Source organism: Chitinophaga jiangningensis (genome assembly GCF_900142605.1).
Taxonomy (GTDB): Bacteria; Bacteroidota; Bacteroidia; order Chitinophagales; family Chitinophagaceae; genus Chitinophaga; species Chitinophaga jiangningensis.
Genome location: NZ_FRBL01000016.1, coordinates 1 through 17,366 on the forward strand (window position 1 = coordinate 1; position 17,366 = coordinate 17,366).

Here is a 17,366-nt window from a genome sequence, read left to right on the forward strand (position 1 = left end):
AGAAGACTATTTATCAACACAAAACCTTAATAAAAGCCTTTTTTTTTCTAAAAATAGAAAGAGGCTATCTCAAATTACTTTTGAGACAGCCTCTTTTAGAGTTTAGTCTTGTGGCCAGCGGCCACAAGACTAAACCGCTTTGAGCGCCTGCCGAAGGCAGGTGCTCAAAGCGGTTATTATTTCCAGCCAAAATAATTACTGGCATTATTATAACAAATATCCTGCACCATACTTCCCACCAACGCCATATCATCCGGAATCTCTCCTTTCTCTATTTCCTCCCCGAGCATATCGCAGATCAAACGGCGGAAATACTCGTGACGCGGATAAGAGAGGAAGCTGCGGCTATCCGTGAGCATGCCTACAAAGCGTGATAACAGCCCCATATTGGACAATGCGTTCATCTGCCGGGTCATCCCCTCCTTTTGATCGAGGAACCACCAGGCGGCGCCAAACTGCACTTTACCGGCCACGCTGCCATCGTTAAAGTTCCCGGTCATGGTGGCCATCAGTTCATTATCTGCCGGGTTAAGGTTGTAGATGATGGTTTTGGTCAGTTGATCATTGCTGTCGAGGCGATCCAGGAACTTCGCCAGGGCACGTGCCTGGGAGAAGTCGCCGATGGAATCCCAACCGGTGTCCGGGCCGAGCTGGCGCATCATACGGGAGTTGTTGTTACGCAGGGCCCCCAGGTGATACTGCTGTACCCATCCTTTTTTCCAGTCCATTACGGCCAGTTCAAACAGCAGGGCAGATTTGATTTTACGTATGTCCGTGGCAGTTAGCTCCTTTCCTCCTCTTACTTCGCTGAAGATGCTGCGTACTTCTGATTCCGTATAGGCGTCCGCGTATATTTCTTCGATACCATGATCCGAAACGGTACAGCCGTTGGCCGCAAAGAAGTCGTGACGCTGTTGCAGTACCAGCAGCAGGTCGTCATAGGTACGGATGCTCGCATTGGCAGCCAGTTCCAGCTTTTGGAGGTAGGCGTTGTAAACAGCGGGATTATCCACGTTCATGGCGGCATCAGGGCGGAAAGCGGGGAATATGCTGATACCGAAGTTTTCCGCTTTCATCTGCTGGTGGTAGCGCAGGTCGTCCGCCGGGTCGTCCGTAGTGCACACCACTTTAACGTTGCGACTCTTCAGTAGTCCGCGCACGCTGTATTCCGGCTGTTGCAGCAGGCTGCTGCAATGGTCAAACACCTGCCGGGCGGTGTTACAATTCAGGATATCATTGACCCCGAAGTAGCGCTGGAGCTCCAGGTGAGTCCAGTGGTAGAGCGGGTTACGTAATGTTTTAGGAACGGTGGAGGCCCATTTTTCGAATTTTTCGTAGTCGGACTTATCCCCGGTGCAATAGCTTTCATGCACGCCGTTGATGCGCATTGCGCGCCATTTATAGTGGTCGCCATAGAGCCATGCCTGGGTGATGTTCTCAAACCGGGTATCGGCGGCTATCTGCGCGGGTGGCAGGTGGCAATGGTAATCGATAATGGGCATATCCTTCGCGTACTCATGGTACAGTCGTTCGGCAGTACCTGTGTTCAGCAGGAAATTCTCGTCCAGAAATTTCTTTCTCATCAGATTGTGGAATTTGAAAAATTACAATGAAACACCTCTTTTCCAGGGGATAAAGTCATCCTGACCATTTACTACAGATTTCGCCGGAATGTTTCCGCTGGCTACTTCTATAACGTAGTCGAGTATACGCTGTCCTGCTTCTTCAATGGTTTCCTCACCGTCGATGATGGTACCGGTGTTGATGTCAATGATTTCAGGCATATGCTGGAATAGTTTGGTATTACTGCTCAGTTTAAGTACCGGTGCGATGGGGTTACCTGTCGGGGTACCCAGTCCGGTGGTGAAAAGGACGATATTGGCACCACTGCCTACTTCGGCGGTGGTGGATTCCACATCATTGCCTGGTGTGCAGAGCAGGTTCAGACCTGGCTGCTGTACTTTTTCCGGATAGTCCAGCACTGCTGCTACTGGTGAGGTACCGGCTTTTTTGGCGGCACCTGCAGATTTGATAGCATCGGTAATCAGGCCGTCTTTAATGTTACCGGGAGAAGGATTCATGTCAAAACCGGAGCCAGCTTCTTCCGCGCGTTGTGCATAGGTACGCATGAGGTCAATGAACCGGTTGGCATCATCGGTGCTGCGGCAACGGTCACTCATTTCCTGCTCCACGCCGCAGAGCTCAGGAAATTCGGCCAGGATGACAGATCCGCCGAGGGCTACGAGCAAATCGCTCGTATAGCCGATGGCCGGGTTGGCAGAAATACCGGAGAAGCCATCGGAGCCGCCGCATTCCAGTCCTATCGTGAGTTTGCTGAGCGGTGCCGGCTGGCGCGAAACCTGGTTGGCCTGCATCAGTCCTGCGAATGTTTGTTTAATGGCATTGGTAATGAGCAATGGCTCCGAACCGGTTTGTTGCTGATCGAGTATATACAGTGGTTTGGAGAAATTCGGATCTCTTTTTTTGATTTCGTCCTGCAGCATGCTGATCTGCGCGTTCTGGCAGCCCAGGCTCAATACTGTAGCACCGGCTACGTTGGAATGGGTGATATATCCCGCGAGCAGTCCGCACAGCGTTTGGGCGTCCTGGCGGATACCGCCGCAGCCGCCTTCATGCGTGAGGAATTTAATACCGTCCACATTCGGGAAAATGCGTTTGCTGCTTTCTGCATTCTCTTCGGCGGTCCAGCTGGTTTCGGTAATCTGTTGGATGTCGCCGCCCGCCTGCTGTACCTTGATTAGCTGTTGCATGAAGGAAGCATATTTATCCGGCTTGGCGTAGCCCAGTTCTTTTAGCATGGCGTTTTTCAGCACTTCTACGTTCCTGTTTTCACAGAATACGAGGGGGATCACCAGCCAGTAGTTGCCGGTACCCACGCTACCGTCTGCACGATGGTAGCCCATGAAGGTGCGGTCCTTCCATTTGCTGATGTCCGGAATATGCCAGCCGGTGCGTCTTTCGGTGGACAATGCATAACCGTTGGCGGCATGCTTCACATTTTCAGTGGAGATGCGTACACCTGTTTCCAGCTCCGTTTGTGCCTTACCTACCAGTACGCCGTACATGGTAATTTTCTCCCCTTTTTGCAAAGGTGTGGTGGTAAATTTATGTTTGGCCGGAATTTTTTCCTTAAGCGTATAGTCGGTTCCGTTATAGTTAACTACGCTGCCTGCTTCGAGGTCTTGTAATGCTACCAGTACATTATCTGCAGGGTGCACTTTTAATACTTTCTGCTTCATGATCAGGAGATGATTATTTCCGCCGCTACTCTTTCCAGGTAAGCATTCACACCTTCCCTGATCAGGGCCTGCAGCATATTTGTTACTGTTCTTGAGAAACCTGGCAGGACGCTGAGGTCGCTACCCCAGTGTTCACTATTTGCCAGGCTGATTTTCACTACCTCGGGCAGCTCGTGTTCCTGCCAGAGTTTTTTATAGTAAGATGCAAAACTATCGTCTACAGCGAGGCCGTGGTCCTGCTTCATAAACAGCAGGTGTGCGGCGAATCCGAGGGCGATCAGGGCGGGTACCTGCTGCATGCGCTGTTCATAGCGCAGTAGGATAGGCACTACCCTTGTTTTCAGCTTAGATGTAAAGTTGCCGCAGATGCTCAACCATTTGTGGTCGATATACGGGTTGCGGAAACGGTCCTGCACAGCGGCAGCAAAACGCACAGCCGCATCCTGGCGTATATTGCTGTCCGTTATGGCAGGAATAATTTCGTGCAGCAGCAGGCCTTCGATATAGGCAGCCATGGCTTCATTATTCATGGCGGCTTTTACCGTTTCGATGCCTGCCAGCGCTGCAATGCCGCAGCTGAGCGTGTGGGCGCCATTGAGCTGGCGCAGCTTCAGCTCACGGAATACATTGATATCCGGTGTGATCACTACACCACTATCCGCAGCCGCGAAGGATAAAATCTCTCTTACCCGCTCGCTGCCTGATTCAATGGCCCAGAGGCGGTAGGCTTCCGACATAATCAGCAGCTGATCTTCATAACCACAGTCGATATCAGCTGCACCGGGGATAATAGAATCCACCAGCGAGTTACAGAAATGGTTATGGGTGGTTAGCCACTGAATGAAAGCGGCTGGCAGCTGGTTGTAAGCAGCCAGTTGCTCCACAATATTTTTCAGCAGTAGCCCATTATCCGGCAGCAGTTCGGTAGGTACTATTACCATTCCGCTACCGGCGCTGCCGTTGAAATGCTGGTATCGTTTATAAAGGAATGCCAGCAGCTTGCCGGGGAAAGAGGACGGCACACCCTGTAATACATTTTCTTCTACGTAGGCGATGCCCACTTCTGTAGTATTGGAAATCACTACCTGCATATCTTCGCTGGCAGCGCATGCCAGGATCTGCTCCCATTGGGTACTGGCAGTGAGTACGCGACTGATACTCGCGTTTACGATGTCCTGCTGTACTTTTTTACCACCTTCTACCCCGCGGATACACTGTGTATACAGGTTATCCTGGTTGTCGAATTCGGCGGTAGTACCACGGGAAGTGGATTTCACCACCACTACCCTGCCATTGAAAATGCCCTGTTTATTGGCTTTGTCGATAAAGAAGTCCGGCAGTCCACGTAACAATACACCGGTTCCGAATTGCAGCACTCTTTCAGGCAATGAAAAACAGTCAGCTGCAGGTAGCTGGAGTGCATCTCTGTCGTGCAGCAGAGGGAGCACACCTTTTGATAACTTCATGAAAAAAGGGTTTTACTTTTTACGCATCATTTCAACTTCGTTGGCGGCGAGGATATAAGACCCTACACCTTTAGGATCGTTGTCGATCACTTTTTCGCTGAGGTAGTATTCATAGCTGCCATCCCTGTAAGGCTCGCCGCCGAGGCCTGCTACGCTTACAGTTCCGCCCAGGGTAATATCTCCCTCCGGATTTTTACGTATAAATTGTTTAAGGATACCATCATATCCTTTGTTTACAACTTTTTTATAGGAAGATGGCAGATACCCGAGGCGCATACCTTTCGCCAGCGCATATACAAACATGCAGCTCGCGGACGCTTCCACATAGTTCCCTTTACCGTTAGCCTTGTCCAGTACCTGGTACCAGCAGCCGGTTTTAGGGTCCTGAAACCTTTGTACGGCCACGGCTAAACGACCAAGGATCGCTTTCAGGCTATCCTTGCCCGGGTGGCCTTTAGGGTATTGCTCCATCGCATCTACCAGGGCCATGGCATACCAGCCCATGGCGCGGCCCCAGAAGTTGGGCGACTGCCCCGTTACTTTATTGGCCCAGCGCTGTTCTTTGGATTCATCCCAGGCATGGTACAGCAGTCCGGTTTTAGGATCTCTGCTGTGCGCTTCCATCAGCACAAACTGGCGGGTAATGTCTTTGAAGTCCTCCGTTTCGCCGGTCATTGCGGCATACTCAGCATAGAAAGGCTCGCCCATATACAGGCCATCGAGCCACATTTGCCAGGGGTAGCGCTGTTTATGCCAGAAGCCGCCGGCGTGGGTACGTGGCTGGCCTTTCAGCTGCTCACGCAACAGGTCGGCGGCCTTTTTATATTTAGGGTCTTTGGTGGCTTTATACAGCACCAATATGGCCCTGCCGTTCTTCACGTTATCGATGTTATAATCCTTCAGTTTATAGGTACGGATGCTGCCATCAGGTTCAATGAAGTGGTCCATACTTTTCTTAATATAATCGAAGTACTCCTGTTTGCCAGTTCTTTGCCAGAGTGCATTGAAGCCTTCCAGGATCACGCCCTGGTCGTAAGTCCAGCGCACCGGATTTCCCGGATGCATGGATAAGGAGTCCTTCCAAATGCGCATACAGGTAGCTGCCATGCCGGCAGCCCCTGTTTGTGCATTTGATTTCAATGCCAGTATCAGCAAAAAGGTGATTACAAAATTGAATCTATAGCGCATGTTCTACTGATGATTTTTGTTTTGTGTCTTTATACTTACTATCGGAAAAGGTGATATCTGAAGCGTTGCGTTTGATTACCGGTTCTTTACCAGAGCTGGTTACCACGTACACGTCCTTAAAATGGATGCCTTTTGCTTCCAGGCAGCTGATGCCTTCTTTCGCCTTAATCGTCATGTTGGTCATGTTGATATTGCTGATTGGCATTTCCGGTAGGCCGCGGATAAATACGGCTGATTTGGCGCCATGGCATACCAGGTTTTCTATGAAGAAGTTACGGAAGATGGGAGTTGCCTCTGTAACCGCTATGTGTTCAATTTTCGGACCAGACCTGTTTTCGCCTGCCAGCGGAATAGGATCTTTGGCAGCGTAGTACATGTCAAACAGAATGGCTTCGCCGGGGATTTCGCGCATATTGATATTGGAAACGTAGATGTTTTCTACTACTCCACCGCGACCACGGGTGGTTTTGAACCGCAGGCCTATATCCGTTCCCATGAAGGTGCTGTTGCTCACATAAATGTTGTTGGCTCCCCCTGACATTTCGCTGCCGATTACAAAACCGCCGTGTGCGTGGTATACGGTGCAGTTGTCGACGATTACGTTTGCGGTAGGCTTACCACGTTTGCGGCCCTGTTCATCCCTGCCGGATTTGATGCAAATGCCGTCATCTCCCACGTCAAAAGTGCAGTCGAGGATTTGTGCGTAATTGCAGGATTCCAGGTCCAGGCCATCGCCGTTCTGTGCGTACCATGGATTTTTAGCGTATACATCGCGGAGGGAAATATTTTCGCAGAGCAGCGGGTGAATGCACCAGGCCGGTGAGTTCTGGAAGGTAACCCCTTCGAGCAGTACGTTCTTACAGTTGGTGATACTTACCATGTTGGGCCGCAGAAAATCCTTGTAGGCTTCGAAATCGCCTGCTTTACTATCTCCCGAAATAACCCCGGGATCCTTTACCATAGTACCGGCAAAGTGCTTTTGGGTAGGATACCAGGTAGTGCTGTCTTTATTGAGCACACCGCCTTTTTTCAGCAGGTCCTTCCACTGGCTGTCGGTCATTTTACCTTTTTTCACGGCGCGCCAGGCATCACCGCCACCATCCAGGATACCTTTACCGGTAACCGCAATATTTTCCTGATCCAGGGCAGATATCGGAGGCTGGCAACGCATAGCCACCAGTCCTTCGTAGGTAGTTTTTACGAGCGGGTACTGATCAAAATCTGTCGTAAACTGCAGTACGGCGTTGGCCGCCAGGTGCAGGTTCACATTACTTTTGAGCACAACAGGACCTGTAAGCCAGAGGCCATTAGGCACCAGTACCACTCCTCCGCCTTTGCTGCTGCAATCATTGATGGCATCGTTGATGCTTTTGCTGTTGAGGGTGATACCATCTGCTTTGGCGCCGTATTGCAGGATGCTGAAGGTATCGCGGCGGAAATGCGGTTCATATACTACCGGTAGTTCGTACGCGTATTTGCCGGTGAAATCTGACTTTTGCAGCCAGTTTTCCAGCGGAATATTTTGCTGGTTGATGGCATCTGCCACCAGGGCTGCCATGCGGGTAGCACCGTAGGTGTTAAAATGCGTGTCGTCCGTTACACCGTTAGGCAGTGTTTTGTAATGCCCAGCCGGCGTTGTTTTGAACCATTTCACGGAGCCATGTTCGCCGGCTTCGCTCAGTGCCGCACTGCTGGACTGCTGCAAATCAATCATCGGCACGTTCATGGCTTTAGCCACTTCGCGCACCACTGCCGGATAATCGCCATGGGTATCTTCCAGTTTACCGCTGGTAAACTTACGACGGGCAACCGGTGTGATAAGAATTGGGTTCGCGCCTTTGGCACGGGCTTCTGTTACGAAGCGTTCCAGGTTAGTTTTATAATCGCCGCGGGGTGCTGCATACCGGGTGGAATCTTTTATTTTACTATCGTTGTGTCCAAACTGTATGAGCACCCAATCACCGCTTTTAAGCCGGGATACCACGGTATCCCAGCGATGTTCATTGATAAAGCTTTTGGTACTTCTGCCGTTTACTGCATGATTATGTATCGTCACACCTGACTGAAAGAATTTGGGAAACAGTTGTCCCCAGCCTCTTTCCGGGTTCTCTTCGGTGGGCTTATCGGCCATGGTACTGTCGCCGATGAGATACACCGCCGGTGGTTGTTCTGCTGGCGCCAGCCCGATCAGGGAAAGCAATAATAGCTGTAAAAATTTCATGGTTTCTTTCCTGTCTTAGTTATACTCCGGATTCTGTTTAAATTCATCTTTGTTGGTCACCGCATCAATCTGATCCTGCGGGATAGGTCGTACCAGGTGGTAAGCCTTCAGGTAGGCATTTGCATCCGGATTGTATTTCGCAATACGTTCCTGCAGTTTACCGGTGCGTTTCAGGTCAAACCAGCGCAGTTGTTCCCCTACCAGTTCACGGGCACGCTCATCGAGGAGGAAGTCCAGTGAAATATCCGCGGCTGTTACTGTCATTTCTGATTCATGGCCTGCGATGGCAGCGCGCTTGCGCAGTGTATTGATATAATCAGCTGCCTTGCTGGCATTGCCGAGTTTAAACTGTGCTTCTGCGGCAATGAGGTACATTTCAGCGAGGCGGAGGATAAAGGCATCGCGGGCGCTTTGTTCCTCGTTCATGGAAGCCCTGGTAGCATCGTCAAATTTTTTCATGGAGATGTAGCGGGTACGGTCAAGTCCACCGCCGTTTTCCTTGTAAATATCATTTCTGTCATAAATCCGGTACTTAGGATTATCAGGCAGTACATACTTACTGATGAAGATGGCCGTATCGCCCAGCTTCATGCCCGCCGGAGCCGTTTTTGTATTGTTACAATACCAAACTTGTTTGAAGGAGGCTTCGTAACGGGCATCTGCTTTTTCGTTGAAGAGATTCAGCAAGAAAAGCGTGGGCATATAACGGTTAAATGGACGCATGTTGGCAATATCACGCTGCATACCTGGCAGGTCGTCGTACTTCATGGTAAACAGCATATGCGCGTTGTTGGCGCCTCTGCTGTGGCCATTCGGATACAGGGTAGCATCCTTACGGTCGTCGAACACCAGGTTCTTCATGTAATTTACCGCCCAGATCACCTCCGTATTCACGAGGTTATCCATGCGCCAGAGATCTGAATATTTCGGTAGGAGTTTATAGCTATAACCACTGATTAATTTCTCGGCCAGGTCTGCTGCCTGTTGGTTCATACCACGGGTAAGGTACATCCTGGCGGCGAAGGCTTCTGCTACCGGTTTGGTAGCACGGCCGTAGTCAGAAGTGGTTAAAGGTAAATTGGCGATAGCGTAGTCCAGGTCCCGGAAGATCTGTGCATAGAAGGTATCGATTGGTGTGCGGTTAGCGGTGGTGACCACGCCATCGGTTTCCTTGGTGGTGAAATGTACACCACCCCAGGTTTCCACGATATGCCAGTAGTAAAACGCGCGCATGAACCGCAGTTCCGCGCCGCGGATTTTCTTTTTATCTTCCGTCATGCCTGAACCGTCGATGCGGTTTACCCCTGCATTACAAAGGTTAATCGCCGCATACAGCTGCTGCCAGAGGTTCTTTATCGCACCGTTGCTGGCCTGCAGGTTGTTGTAGTTCGTCAGATCCGGGTACACATCTCCTGTGCCACTGGTCCAGATATCGGTACCCATTTCAGAGATATTATAACCATCTTCCTTACCATACCACCAGCGATTGTAGGTATACACGGCATTTACGAGCGATTCAAAACCTTCCGGTGTGGAATACACGGGATCGGAGGTAGTGCTGCCCGGATTGTATTCTTCCAGCTGTTTGTTACACGCAGCGAGGGAACCTGCTGCGAGACCTGCGAATAATATATACTTGTTCAATAATTTCATAACCCTGGTTTAATAAAGATTAAAACTCAACATTCAATCCGGCCACATACATTCTGGTCAGTGGCTCGCTCAGTGCACCGCCTCTTTCCGGATCGTAGTCTTTCACTTTGCTGAAAGTAAACAGGTTTTTACCGGTCACGTACAGGCGCAGGCTCGACAGGCTGATTTTCTTCAGCACATCCGGTGAGAAAGTATATCCAAGAGAGATATTCCTGATTTTCACGAAAGAACCGTCTTTATATCCAATAGTAGAAATGAAAGGCGTACTTGCTTTAGAGCGGCTCGCATCTGGTTGTGGATATTCGTTGGTAGGATTTTCCGGTGTCCAGTAGTTGAGCGGGGCACTATTTTCCAGGCCCTGCGGATCATATTTGTTGGCGTACTCGGAGTTGATCCATTGGCCAAATCGCGCAAAGATGTAAATATTCAGGTCGAAGTTCTTGTATTTAAAATCGTTGTTAAAACCACCGGTCCATTTAGGGATCTGGCTACCGATTACCACACGATCTTCGATATTGATAATACCGTTACCATCCTGGTCTTTCACTTTGATCTCTCCTGGTTTGCGACCGAATTTCGCTGCCAGATCCGCTTCATTGGATTGCCAGATACCTAATTTTTCGTAATCAAATAACACCCTGGTAGGATAGCCAATGAACCAGCCGCTGGCAACATCATCTGCACCGCTGGCCAATGCCACGATTTCTTCATTGTTGCGGGAGTAGGAAATATTGGAGGTCCAACGAAAATCCCTGCCGCTGATGTTTACTGTGTTGATACCGATTTCAAAACCACGGTTGCGTGTTTTGCCGATGTTCTGCACCACCGAAGTATTACCGGTAGAAGTAGGCAGGGTACGCATCAGCAATAAGTCTTTGGTTCGGGTATCATATACATCAATGTTACCCGTGATGCGGTTTTCGAGGATACCGAAGTCCATGCCGATATTTTTAGTGGTAGAAGTTTCCCATTTGAGTTCCCTGTTACCTGCCTGCTGTCCGATGGTATAAGCAATGGCTGCATTGGTATCATCCCAGGAGAAAGGAATTTTAGTCAGTACTGCCGCCGTTGAATATGGTTGTACAGCATCCGTACCGGCGATACCGTATGTTACTCTCAGTTTCAGGTCACTGATAACCTGTTGGTTTTTCATGAATGCTTCGTCACTTACACGCCATGCACCGGCAACGGATGGGAAGTACGCCCATTTCATACCTGGCGACAGCTTAGAGGAACCATCAGAGCGGGTGGTGAAGGAGAACAGGTATTTACCTTTATAGTCGTAGTTCAGACGACCGGTAAAAGAAATCAGTTTAGTTCTGAAAAAGTCGGTGTTGATAGAGATACCACTAATATTGTTTTCCAGGGCGTGGTAGAGCTGTGATGGCAGCAGTTGCCCGTCGCCCTGCATGTTCCTGTTATCCCAGTTATCTGTCAGCAGGCTCGTAACACCGGTTACACCGAGGTTATGATTACCGAATGATTTATTATAGGTGAGGATGTTTTCCCAGCTGAGGAAAGTACGGGAGCTGTTGAGCGACTGACTTCTGCTGGTGGATTGTGTACCTCTGTCGATGGAAGCCTTGCTGGCGAAGATTCCCTGTTTGGTATTTTCGAGTGTAACGCCGAGGTTGGAGCGGAATTTCAGGCCGGCCAGCGGTGTAATTTCCACATAGGCATTTGCCAGTGCCCGGGTGGTTTTGGTATCGTTGGCGTAGGCATTTGGTTGTTCGTCTGCCAGCGGATTCACAGCGGAACCGGAGTTAGGGAACAGCACGAAATTACCCTCTTCATCGTAAGGAGTGGTGAGCGGCAGGAACTTGTTGGCCTGGTTCAACGGATCCCTGCGCTGGCTCTGATCGTAATAAGTGATCTGGCTCTGTACACCTACTTTGATCGCATCGGTGATGGTTTGATCCACATTGAAGCGGGTGGTGTAACGTTTCAGCTCATCTAGTTTGAATAAGCCTTTTTCGTTGAAGTAGTCGAAAGAGAAATAGACTTTTGTTTTATCGGAACCGCCGGAGATACCTGCCTGGTAGTCCTGCTGTAAACCGTCGTGGATCAGCAGATCAGCGTAGTTAGTCCAAACGTTGTTTTTAATATTTTCCAGTTCGAAGGCGTTGAAGATTTTAGGATCATCCGCTTCGCTGGCCCATCTGCCGGTAGTGCGGTTAGCTTCTCTTTTGAGGGCTACGTATTGCGGACCGGTCATCATATCAGGGTAGCCGTTTACCTGGGATACACCCACATAGGAGCTGACATTCAGTTTAGGCTTGCCGCTGGCACCGCGTTTGGTGGTTACCATGATTACACCGTTTGCACCACGGGAACCGTAGATGGCGGTGGTGGAAGCATCTTTCAATACTTCCATGGACTGGATATCGTTCGGGTTAATGTCTTCGATGCTGTTGTACTGCACACCATCCACGATGTAGAGAGGGCCGTTAGCCGCTGTAATAGATCTGTTACCACGAACCGTTACATTTACTTTTGCGCCGGCGGCACCGCTGCTGCGGGTGATGTCAACACCGGGTACCTTGCCCTGTACTGATTCCATCACGTTGGTGGAAGGCACTTTTTTGATTTCATCTCCTTTGATAGAAGCTACTGCACCGGTGAGGTCACGTTTTTTAACTGTACCGTAACCGATAACTACCAGTTCATCGAGTTTTTTGTTGCTTTGTTCCAACCGTACCGTCATCGCGCCTGGCGTAGCAGGGATGGTAAGGGATGCGTACCCCATGTAAGAGAACAATAATTCAGTTTTGCCGTCTGGCATCGTGAGGGAGAAGTTTCCCGCGGGATCCGTCTGAGCGCCGCCTGTACCGCCTTTAACCTGCACGGTAACTCCCGGCAAAGCCTCGCCGGTAGTAGCATCAGTCACCTTTCCTTTAACGGTTCGGGACTGTGCAAGTGCCCATTGGCTAAAACAGCACAGCAGTAAGCAAATCAGGTGAATTTTTTTCATAACGTCTTGCGTGAAAGTTTTTGGCTAATAAAGTTTTAAGCGAATAGGTCTGCGTTGTTCAAAAACGTGGTTCGTATTGCTGTAAAAGGTCTAAAATTTTAGCTGTCGTATGACACAAGTCTACACAACTATTTACTAAATGAGAACTTTATTTACGCAATCGTTCCCGGAAAATTCACTACATTCACGATGGGGAAAAACACAGGAAAGCCCTTGCTGTAAAAGAAATGAAGTATAAAGCAACTACGATCAAAGACATTGCAAAGGCGCTGAATCTCTCTACCTCCACGGTTTCGCGGGCATTGCGCGACAGCCATGAGATCAGTGCAGCTACCAAGCAGGTAGTGCTGGAATACGCCGCCAGGCTGAATTTCCAGCCCAATCCTATTGCTTTGTCTTTAAAAGAAAGAAAGAGCCATTCGATAGGTGTAATTGTAGCAGAGATAGCCAATAGTTTCTTTTCACAAATCATCAACGGGATAGAATCTGTTGCGAATGAACAAGGATATACGGTCATCATTTCCCAGAGCCATGAGAACTTTGAGAAAGAGGTGAGAACCCTGCAATACCTGGCCTCGCGGAGTATTGACGGCCTGTTGATTTCCGTATCCAGTGCCACGAATGATCTGCAGCAATTGAAGTCGCTGCACCAGTCCGGATTACCGATTGTATTTGTGGATCGTTCCGTGGAAGACATCCACACGCACAAAGTGGTGGTGGACAATTACCAGGGCGCCTACAATGCCACCATTCACCTGCTGGAACAGGGTTACCGCAGGATTGCCTGTGTGGCTAATTCCGAGCATTTGAACATCACAAAGGAAAGAGTGGGTGGTTACATGGCTGCATTACAGCAGTACCAGTTGAAGCCTGATCCGCAGATGATAAAATATTGTTTCCACGGAGGTATGTTATTACATGAAGTGGAAACCGCAGTAAGCGAACTCATTAAACTAAAGCCTAAGCCGGATGCGATCTTCGCAACGTCCGACAAGCTCACCACCGGATGTATGCGCATGTTAAAACGTCATAAAATAGCGGTTCCAAAAACGATCGCACTCACCGGTTTTTCCAACTCTGAACTGATTGAATTATTACATGCACCGATTACAGTGGTGCAACAGCCGGCATTTGAAATGGGCCAGGTAGCAACGGAACTGTTGCTACAGCTGATAGAGAGCAAGCGGCCAGTAAAAGATTTCAAGACCATTAAACTACAGACGCGGCTGGTATCTCCCGACAACAAATAAAAAAAAATTCCCTGGCAGACGTCAGGGAATGTTCATTTAGCCTTTCTTATTACTATTTAGTGATTCTAAACCAATCGACATCCGCAAAGCCGGCATCATTTGTTTTTGCCGTGCGGCTGCAGCACAGCCCCAGCTTGGCTCCTATCCATTTGCCGGGTTTTGCTGTGAATTCATTTCCTGCCACATGGAAAGTGCTGCCATCAGTACTGTAACTGAAATTACACTTCCCTCCCTTCGTAACCTGTACCCGGAAAAATATATCCGTTTCCGTTAGTTTGGTTACCTGCTCTACCTGTTCTTTTTTACCTTTATCCGCCTGTGCACAATGCAGGGCATTGAGGTATAAGCCATCGGCTTTATGTTCTACGGCCAGTCCTGCGTAATCCAGTCCCAGCACAATAAACGACATACGATCACCGGCCAGCCTGGGTGTAAATTTAAACTTCACCGTAGCGGTAAATTCTTCTGCCGGAAATTTTTGCGCCAGCACATTCGGCACATCCCACAGGCTGTTGGTGGAATCGGGTACCTGTGCGCCAAATAATCTTAAGCTGCCTTTTGCAGACGATGGAAAAGCCCAGCCTGCAAAAGGATTTGCCTGCCACTGCCATTGTTTGCCGATGGTGTTGCCGTTGAACTCATCTGATTCAGCCGGTGTGGAAACAGGCCATGTTTTGCCTACATCTGGTTTGCGATAGGTTAATACCGGTTCACCTTTGCCGTCTTTATCTTTATCCTCACCGATCACCGGCCAGTCGTTCACCCAGGTCATTGGCTGCAGGTGCACTACCCTTCCGTAGGCATCCAGGTCCTGGAAGTGCAGGAACCAGTCGGCCCCTTTTTGCGTTTGCACCCAGGCTCCCTGGTGCGGGCCATTGATGGGCGACTTACCCTGGTCCATCACGATTTTACTTTCGTAGGGGCCATAGATATTTTTGGAACGCATCACCAGCTGCCAGCCGGTAGAAACGCCACCAGCAGGCGCAAAGAGGTAATAGTATCCGTTGCGTTTGTAGAACTTAGGGCCTTCCAGCGTTGGATTAGCATCGTGGCCATCAAACACCAGCACCCCTTCGTCGATGGCTTTAGTGCCTTCCGCATTGAGTTGTTTTACTACGATAATGCTTTTGATACCGGCCCGGCTGCCTGCGTAGGCATGTGCGAGGTACACTTTACCATCGTCGTCCCAGAGCGGGCAGGGATCTATGAGTCCTTTACCAGCTGCTACCAGTTGCGGTTCGCTCCATGGGCCATTGATATTTTTGGCTTTTGTGAGATAGATACCGAAATCGGGATCAGGGTAATAGATATAAAATTCGTTGTTATGATACCGGATGGCAGGCGCCCATACGCCGTTACCATGCTGTGTTTTAGCGAAATGATCATAAGGCGGCTGGCGCAGCAGCGCGTGGCCTGCAATCTGCCAGTTGACCAGATCTTTTGAATGAAGTATTGGTAATCCGGGTATGGCATCAAAGCTGGAGGCGATCATATAATAGTCCTCTCCCACACGGATGGCATCCGGATCAGAATAATCCGCGTACAACACCGGATTCTTGTAAGTGCCATTGCCGTTATCTGCTACCCAGACTTTCGAAACATCATTTCCTGACTGTGCGGAGGCGGGGGAAAGTGCAAATAGTGATATCCCTGCTGGCAGCAGTACATAGGTCAGCCATACTTTTTTCATATCGTGAAACAATTCCGGGATCAAAATAGTAAATGAGCCGCAGATGCGCGGTGATTATTTACGCAATCGTTCCCGGCAAGGCTCCGGCAGCAACGCTGCTTTTGCTTTCCCCTGGCAGGCTCACATTGCTTTTGCCTGTTCCGCGAGTGCGGCCACGTTGTTTATCATCAGGTGTTTACCTTCCGTTTTGATAAAGCCATCGGTGATTAACTCATTGAGCACCCGGAAGGTGGTTTCATAGGTGGCGCCGATGCATTCGGACAGATCCTGCTTGGTAAGGGGGAGATTAATATAGCCTTCTGCGGTAGTGCCGAACTTGCGGTAGATCAGCAGGAGCACATTGGCCAGGCGTGTTTTCACCGGCATATGCGCGAGGCCGTGCATGTATTTTTCTGCATCCTGCAATTCCTTTGCATAGAAGAGCATGAGCTGATAGAGTAGTTCATTATTGACCCGCAGGGAAGCGTTGAAGAAGTCGAGGTCCACATAGCATACTGTAACCGGGCTCATAGCCGTAGCCGTTACCGGGTAAATATTTTCAGGACCACCGATACCACGGTGTCCCACGATTTCTCCCTTTTGGGCGAAGCGTACGATCAGGTCCTTTTCAGTGCCCCAGTGTTTATGCACTTTCACCACCCCGTCGAACACGAAGAACATGCCCTTTACCGCATCGCCTTCTTTAAAGAGGGTATCATTCTTTTTATAGACGATATTTTTCTTGTGTGCATGGATGGCCGGCAGCCACTCCGGTAGGGAGAGGCGGCAGAGCAGGCAGGTTTTTCCGTCGCAGGTCTGTTTATCTGATTTCATAATGTACGTCGTGCAAAGATAACTGTTGTGTGGTAAGATGGCTGAAATGCATGGGCAGGTCCACCACATTACCGATAACGATGATGGCCGGGCTACCTATGCCGGCAGCTTGGGCCACCTCGGTGATATTATATATATGTCCGGTGGCTACTTTTTCCATGGGGGTGGTTCCCTGCTGAATGATGGCTACCGGCGTATGTGCTTTACCGTGGGCGGTGAATAATTTAGTAATAGGGAGAAGATGTTGCATACCCATGAGAATAACTACCGTGGCGGACGATTGAGCGGCCAGTTTAAGGTCGGGCGAGAGGGTGCCGCCAGCTGTAGTACCGGTAGTTACCCAGAAGCTCTCTGCCGTACCTCTGCTGGTGAGCGGGATCATTTGGGAAGCCGGTACGGCCAGCGCGCTGCTGATGCCGGGGATGATCTGCACGGGGATATTATGCAGGGCAGCAGTCTCAATTTCTTCGGTGGCGCGCCCGAAAATAAACGGGTCGCCGCCTTTGAGTCGGGCTACATGCCCGTATTCATAGGCGCTGCTAACAATCAGTTCATTGATTTCCGCCTGGGTGCGACTATGCTGACTACATCTTTTACCTACATATTTAATAATGGCGTTGGGGGCGGCGTGTTCAAGGAGGGCATCGTTTACGAGGGCGTCGTATAAAACCACTTTGGCGCTGCGGAGTATGCGTATCGCTTTGAGGGTGATGAGTTCCGGATCACCCGGACCTGCACCTATCAGGGAGAGCATTTTGGCTGGATTATTCATATTACAATAAATTATATTTAATGTTTTTACGCGATCATGCATTCAAATTTAAAACTAAATTCCTTATTTTTATATCATAAAT

At 49.6% G+C, this 17,366-nt stretch carries 11 protein-coding genes; 1 reads left to right on the forward strand and 10 read right to left on the reverse strand.

Annotation, left to right across the window (positions count from 1 at the left end; genetic code table 11):
- Positions 1–176: 176 nt before the first annotated feature.
- From uxaC to BUB18_RS28505, 7 genes are read right to left on the reverse strand one after another with little or no spacing between them, the layout of a single operon-like run.
- The gene (uxaC, locus tag BUB18_RS28475; RefSeq protein ID WP_073087731.1) at positions 177–1,583 is read right to left on the reverse strand and encodes a glucuronate isomerase; all 1,407 of its coding nucleotides are present in this window, start codon (positions 1,581–1,583) and stop codon (positions 177–179) included.
- 21 nt (positions 1,584–1,604) lie between these two features.
- Positions 1,605–3,260 (reverse strand): UxaA family hydrolase, encoded by a 1,656-nt coding sequence (locus BUB18_RS28480; protein WP_073087732.1) that lies wholly within the window; start codon positions 3,258–3,260, stop codon positions 1,605–1,607.
- Between the two features lie 2 nt (positions 3,261–3,262).
- Entirely contained in the window at positions 3,263–4,726 is a 1,464-nt protein-coding gene (locus BUB18_RS28485) for a tagaturonate reductase (protein WP_073087733.1), read from the reverse strand.
- Between the two features lie 12 nt (positions 4,727–4,738).
- The gene (locus BUB18_RS28490) at positions 4,739–5,914 is read right to left on the reverse strand and encodes a glycoside hydrolase family 88/105 protein (protein WP_073087734.1); all 1,176 of its coding nucleotides are present in this window, start codon (positions 5,912–5,914) and stop codon (positions 4,739–4,741) included.
- Positions 5,904–8,135, reverse strand: coding sequence for a glycosyl hydrolase family 28 protein (locus tag BUB18_RS28495; protein ID WP_083550977.1), 2,232 nt, complete (start codon positions 8,133–8,135; stop codon positions 5,904–5,906). Before BUB18_RS28495 ends, BUB18_RS28490 begins: the two co-directional genes overlap by 11 nt.
- A 15-nt stretch (positions 8,136–8,150) precedes the next feature.
- A complete protein-coding gene (locus tag BUB18_RS28500; RefSeq protein ID WP_073087735.1) occupies positions 8,151–9,788 on the reverse strand; it encodes a RagB/SusD family nutrient uptake outer membrane protein in 1,638 nt (545 codons plus the stop codon).
- A 19-nt stretch (positions 9,789–9,807) separates the two neighbouring features.
- Positions 9,808–12,759: a SusC/RagA family TonB-linked outer membrane protein gene (locus BUB18_RS28505; protein ID WP_073087736.1), complete on the reverse strand. Its 2,952-nt coding sequence runs from the start codon at positions 12,757–12,759 to the stop codon at positions 9,808–9,810.
- Positions 12,760–12,986: 227 nt separating this feature from the next.
- Here BUB18_RS28505 and BUB18_RS28510 point away from each other — a divergent pair, with 227 nt between their 5' ends.
- The gene (locus BUB18_RS28510) at positions 12,987–14,009 is read left to right on the forward strand and encodes a LacI family DNA-binding transcriptional regulator (RefSeq protein ID WP_073087737.1); all 1,023 of its coding nucleotides are present in this window, start codon (positions 12,987–12,989) and stop codon (positions 14,007–14,009) included.
- 52 nt (positions 14,010–14,061) lie between these two features.
- On the opposite strand, the gene BUB18_RS28515 is transcribed toward BUB18_RS28510, so the two are convergent.
- From BUB18_RS28515 to cobA, 3 genes are all read right to left on the reverse strand, one after another.
- Positions 14,062–15,699 carry a glycoside hydrolase family 43 protein gene (locus BUB18_RS28515; protein WP_073087788.1) on the reverse strand — a complete coding sequence of 546 codons (1,638 nt, stop codon included), beginning with the start codon at positions 15,697–15,699 and terminating at the stop codon, positions 14,062–14,064.
- Positions 15,700–15,819: 120 nt separating this feature from the next.
- Positions 15,820–16,512, reverse strand: coding sequence for a Crp/Fnr family transcriptional regulator (locus tag BUB18_RS28520; protein WP_073087738.1), 693 nt, complete (start codon positions 16,510–16,512; stop codon positions 15,820–15,822).
- Positions 16,499–17,284, reverse strand: coding sequence for a uroporphyrinogen-III C-methyltransferase (gene cobA / locus BUB18_RS28525; protein WP_245805754.1), 786 nt, complete (start codon positions 17,282–17,284; stop codon positions 16,499–16,501). The genes BUB18_RS28520 and cobA overlap by 14 nt, the downstream gene beginning before the upstream one ends.
- Positions 17,285–17,366: the final 82 nt, after the last annotated feature.

Bases quoted from the DNA above. Each gene is read 5' to 3' on its own strand.
- BUB18_RS28515 (WP_073087788.1), bottom strand. From the start codon at position 15,699: ATGAAAAAAGTATGGCTGACCTATGTACTGCTGCCAGCAGGGATATCA.
- BUB18_RS28520 (WP_073087738.1), bottom strand. From the start codon at position 16,512: ATGAAATCAGATAAACAGACCTGCGACGGAAAAACCTGCCTGCTCTGC.
- uxaC (WP_073087731.1), bottom strand. From the start codon at position 1,583: ATGAGAAAGAAATTTCTGGACGAGAATTTCCTGCTGAACACAGGTACT.
- BUB18_RS28485 (WP_073087733.1), bottom strand. From the start codon at position 4,726: ATGAAGTTATCAAAAGGTGTGCTCCCTCTGCTGCACGACAGAGATGCA.
- BUB18_RS28510 (WP_073087737.1), top strand. From the start codon at position 12,987: ATGAAGTATAAAGCAACTACGATCAAAGACATTGCAAAGGCGCTGAAT.
- BUB18_RS28495 (WP_083550977.1), bottom strand. From the start codon at position 8,135: ATGAAATTTTTACAGCTATTATTGCTTTCCCTGATCGGGCTGGCGCCA.
- BUB18_RS28500 (WP_073087735.1), bottom strand. From the start codon at position 9,788: ATGAAATTATTGAACAAGTATATATTATTCGCAGGTCTCGCAGCAGGT.
- BUB18_RS28505 (WP_073087736.1), bottom strand. From the start codon at position 12,759: ATGAAAAAAATTCACCTGATTTGCTTACTGCTGTGCTGTTTTAGCCAA.
- BUB18_RS28490 (WP_073087734.1), bottom strand. From the start codon at position 5,914: ATGCGCTATAGATTCAATTTTGTAATCACCTTTTTGCTGATACTGGCA.
- BUB18_RS28480 (WP_073087732.1), bottom strand. From the start codon at position 3,260: ATGAAGCAGAAAGTATTAAAAGTGCACCCTGCAGATAATGTACTGGTA.
- cobA (WP_245805754.1), bottom strand. From the start codon at position 17,284: ATGAATAATCCAGCCAAAATGCTCTCCCTGATAGGTGCAGGTCCGGGT.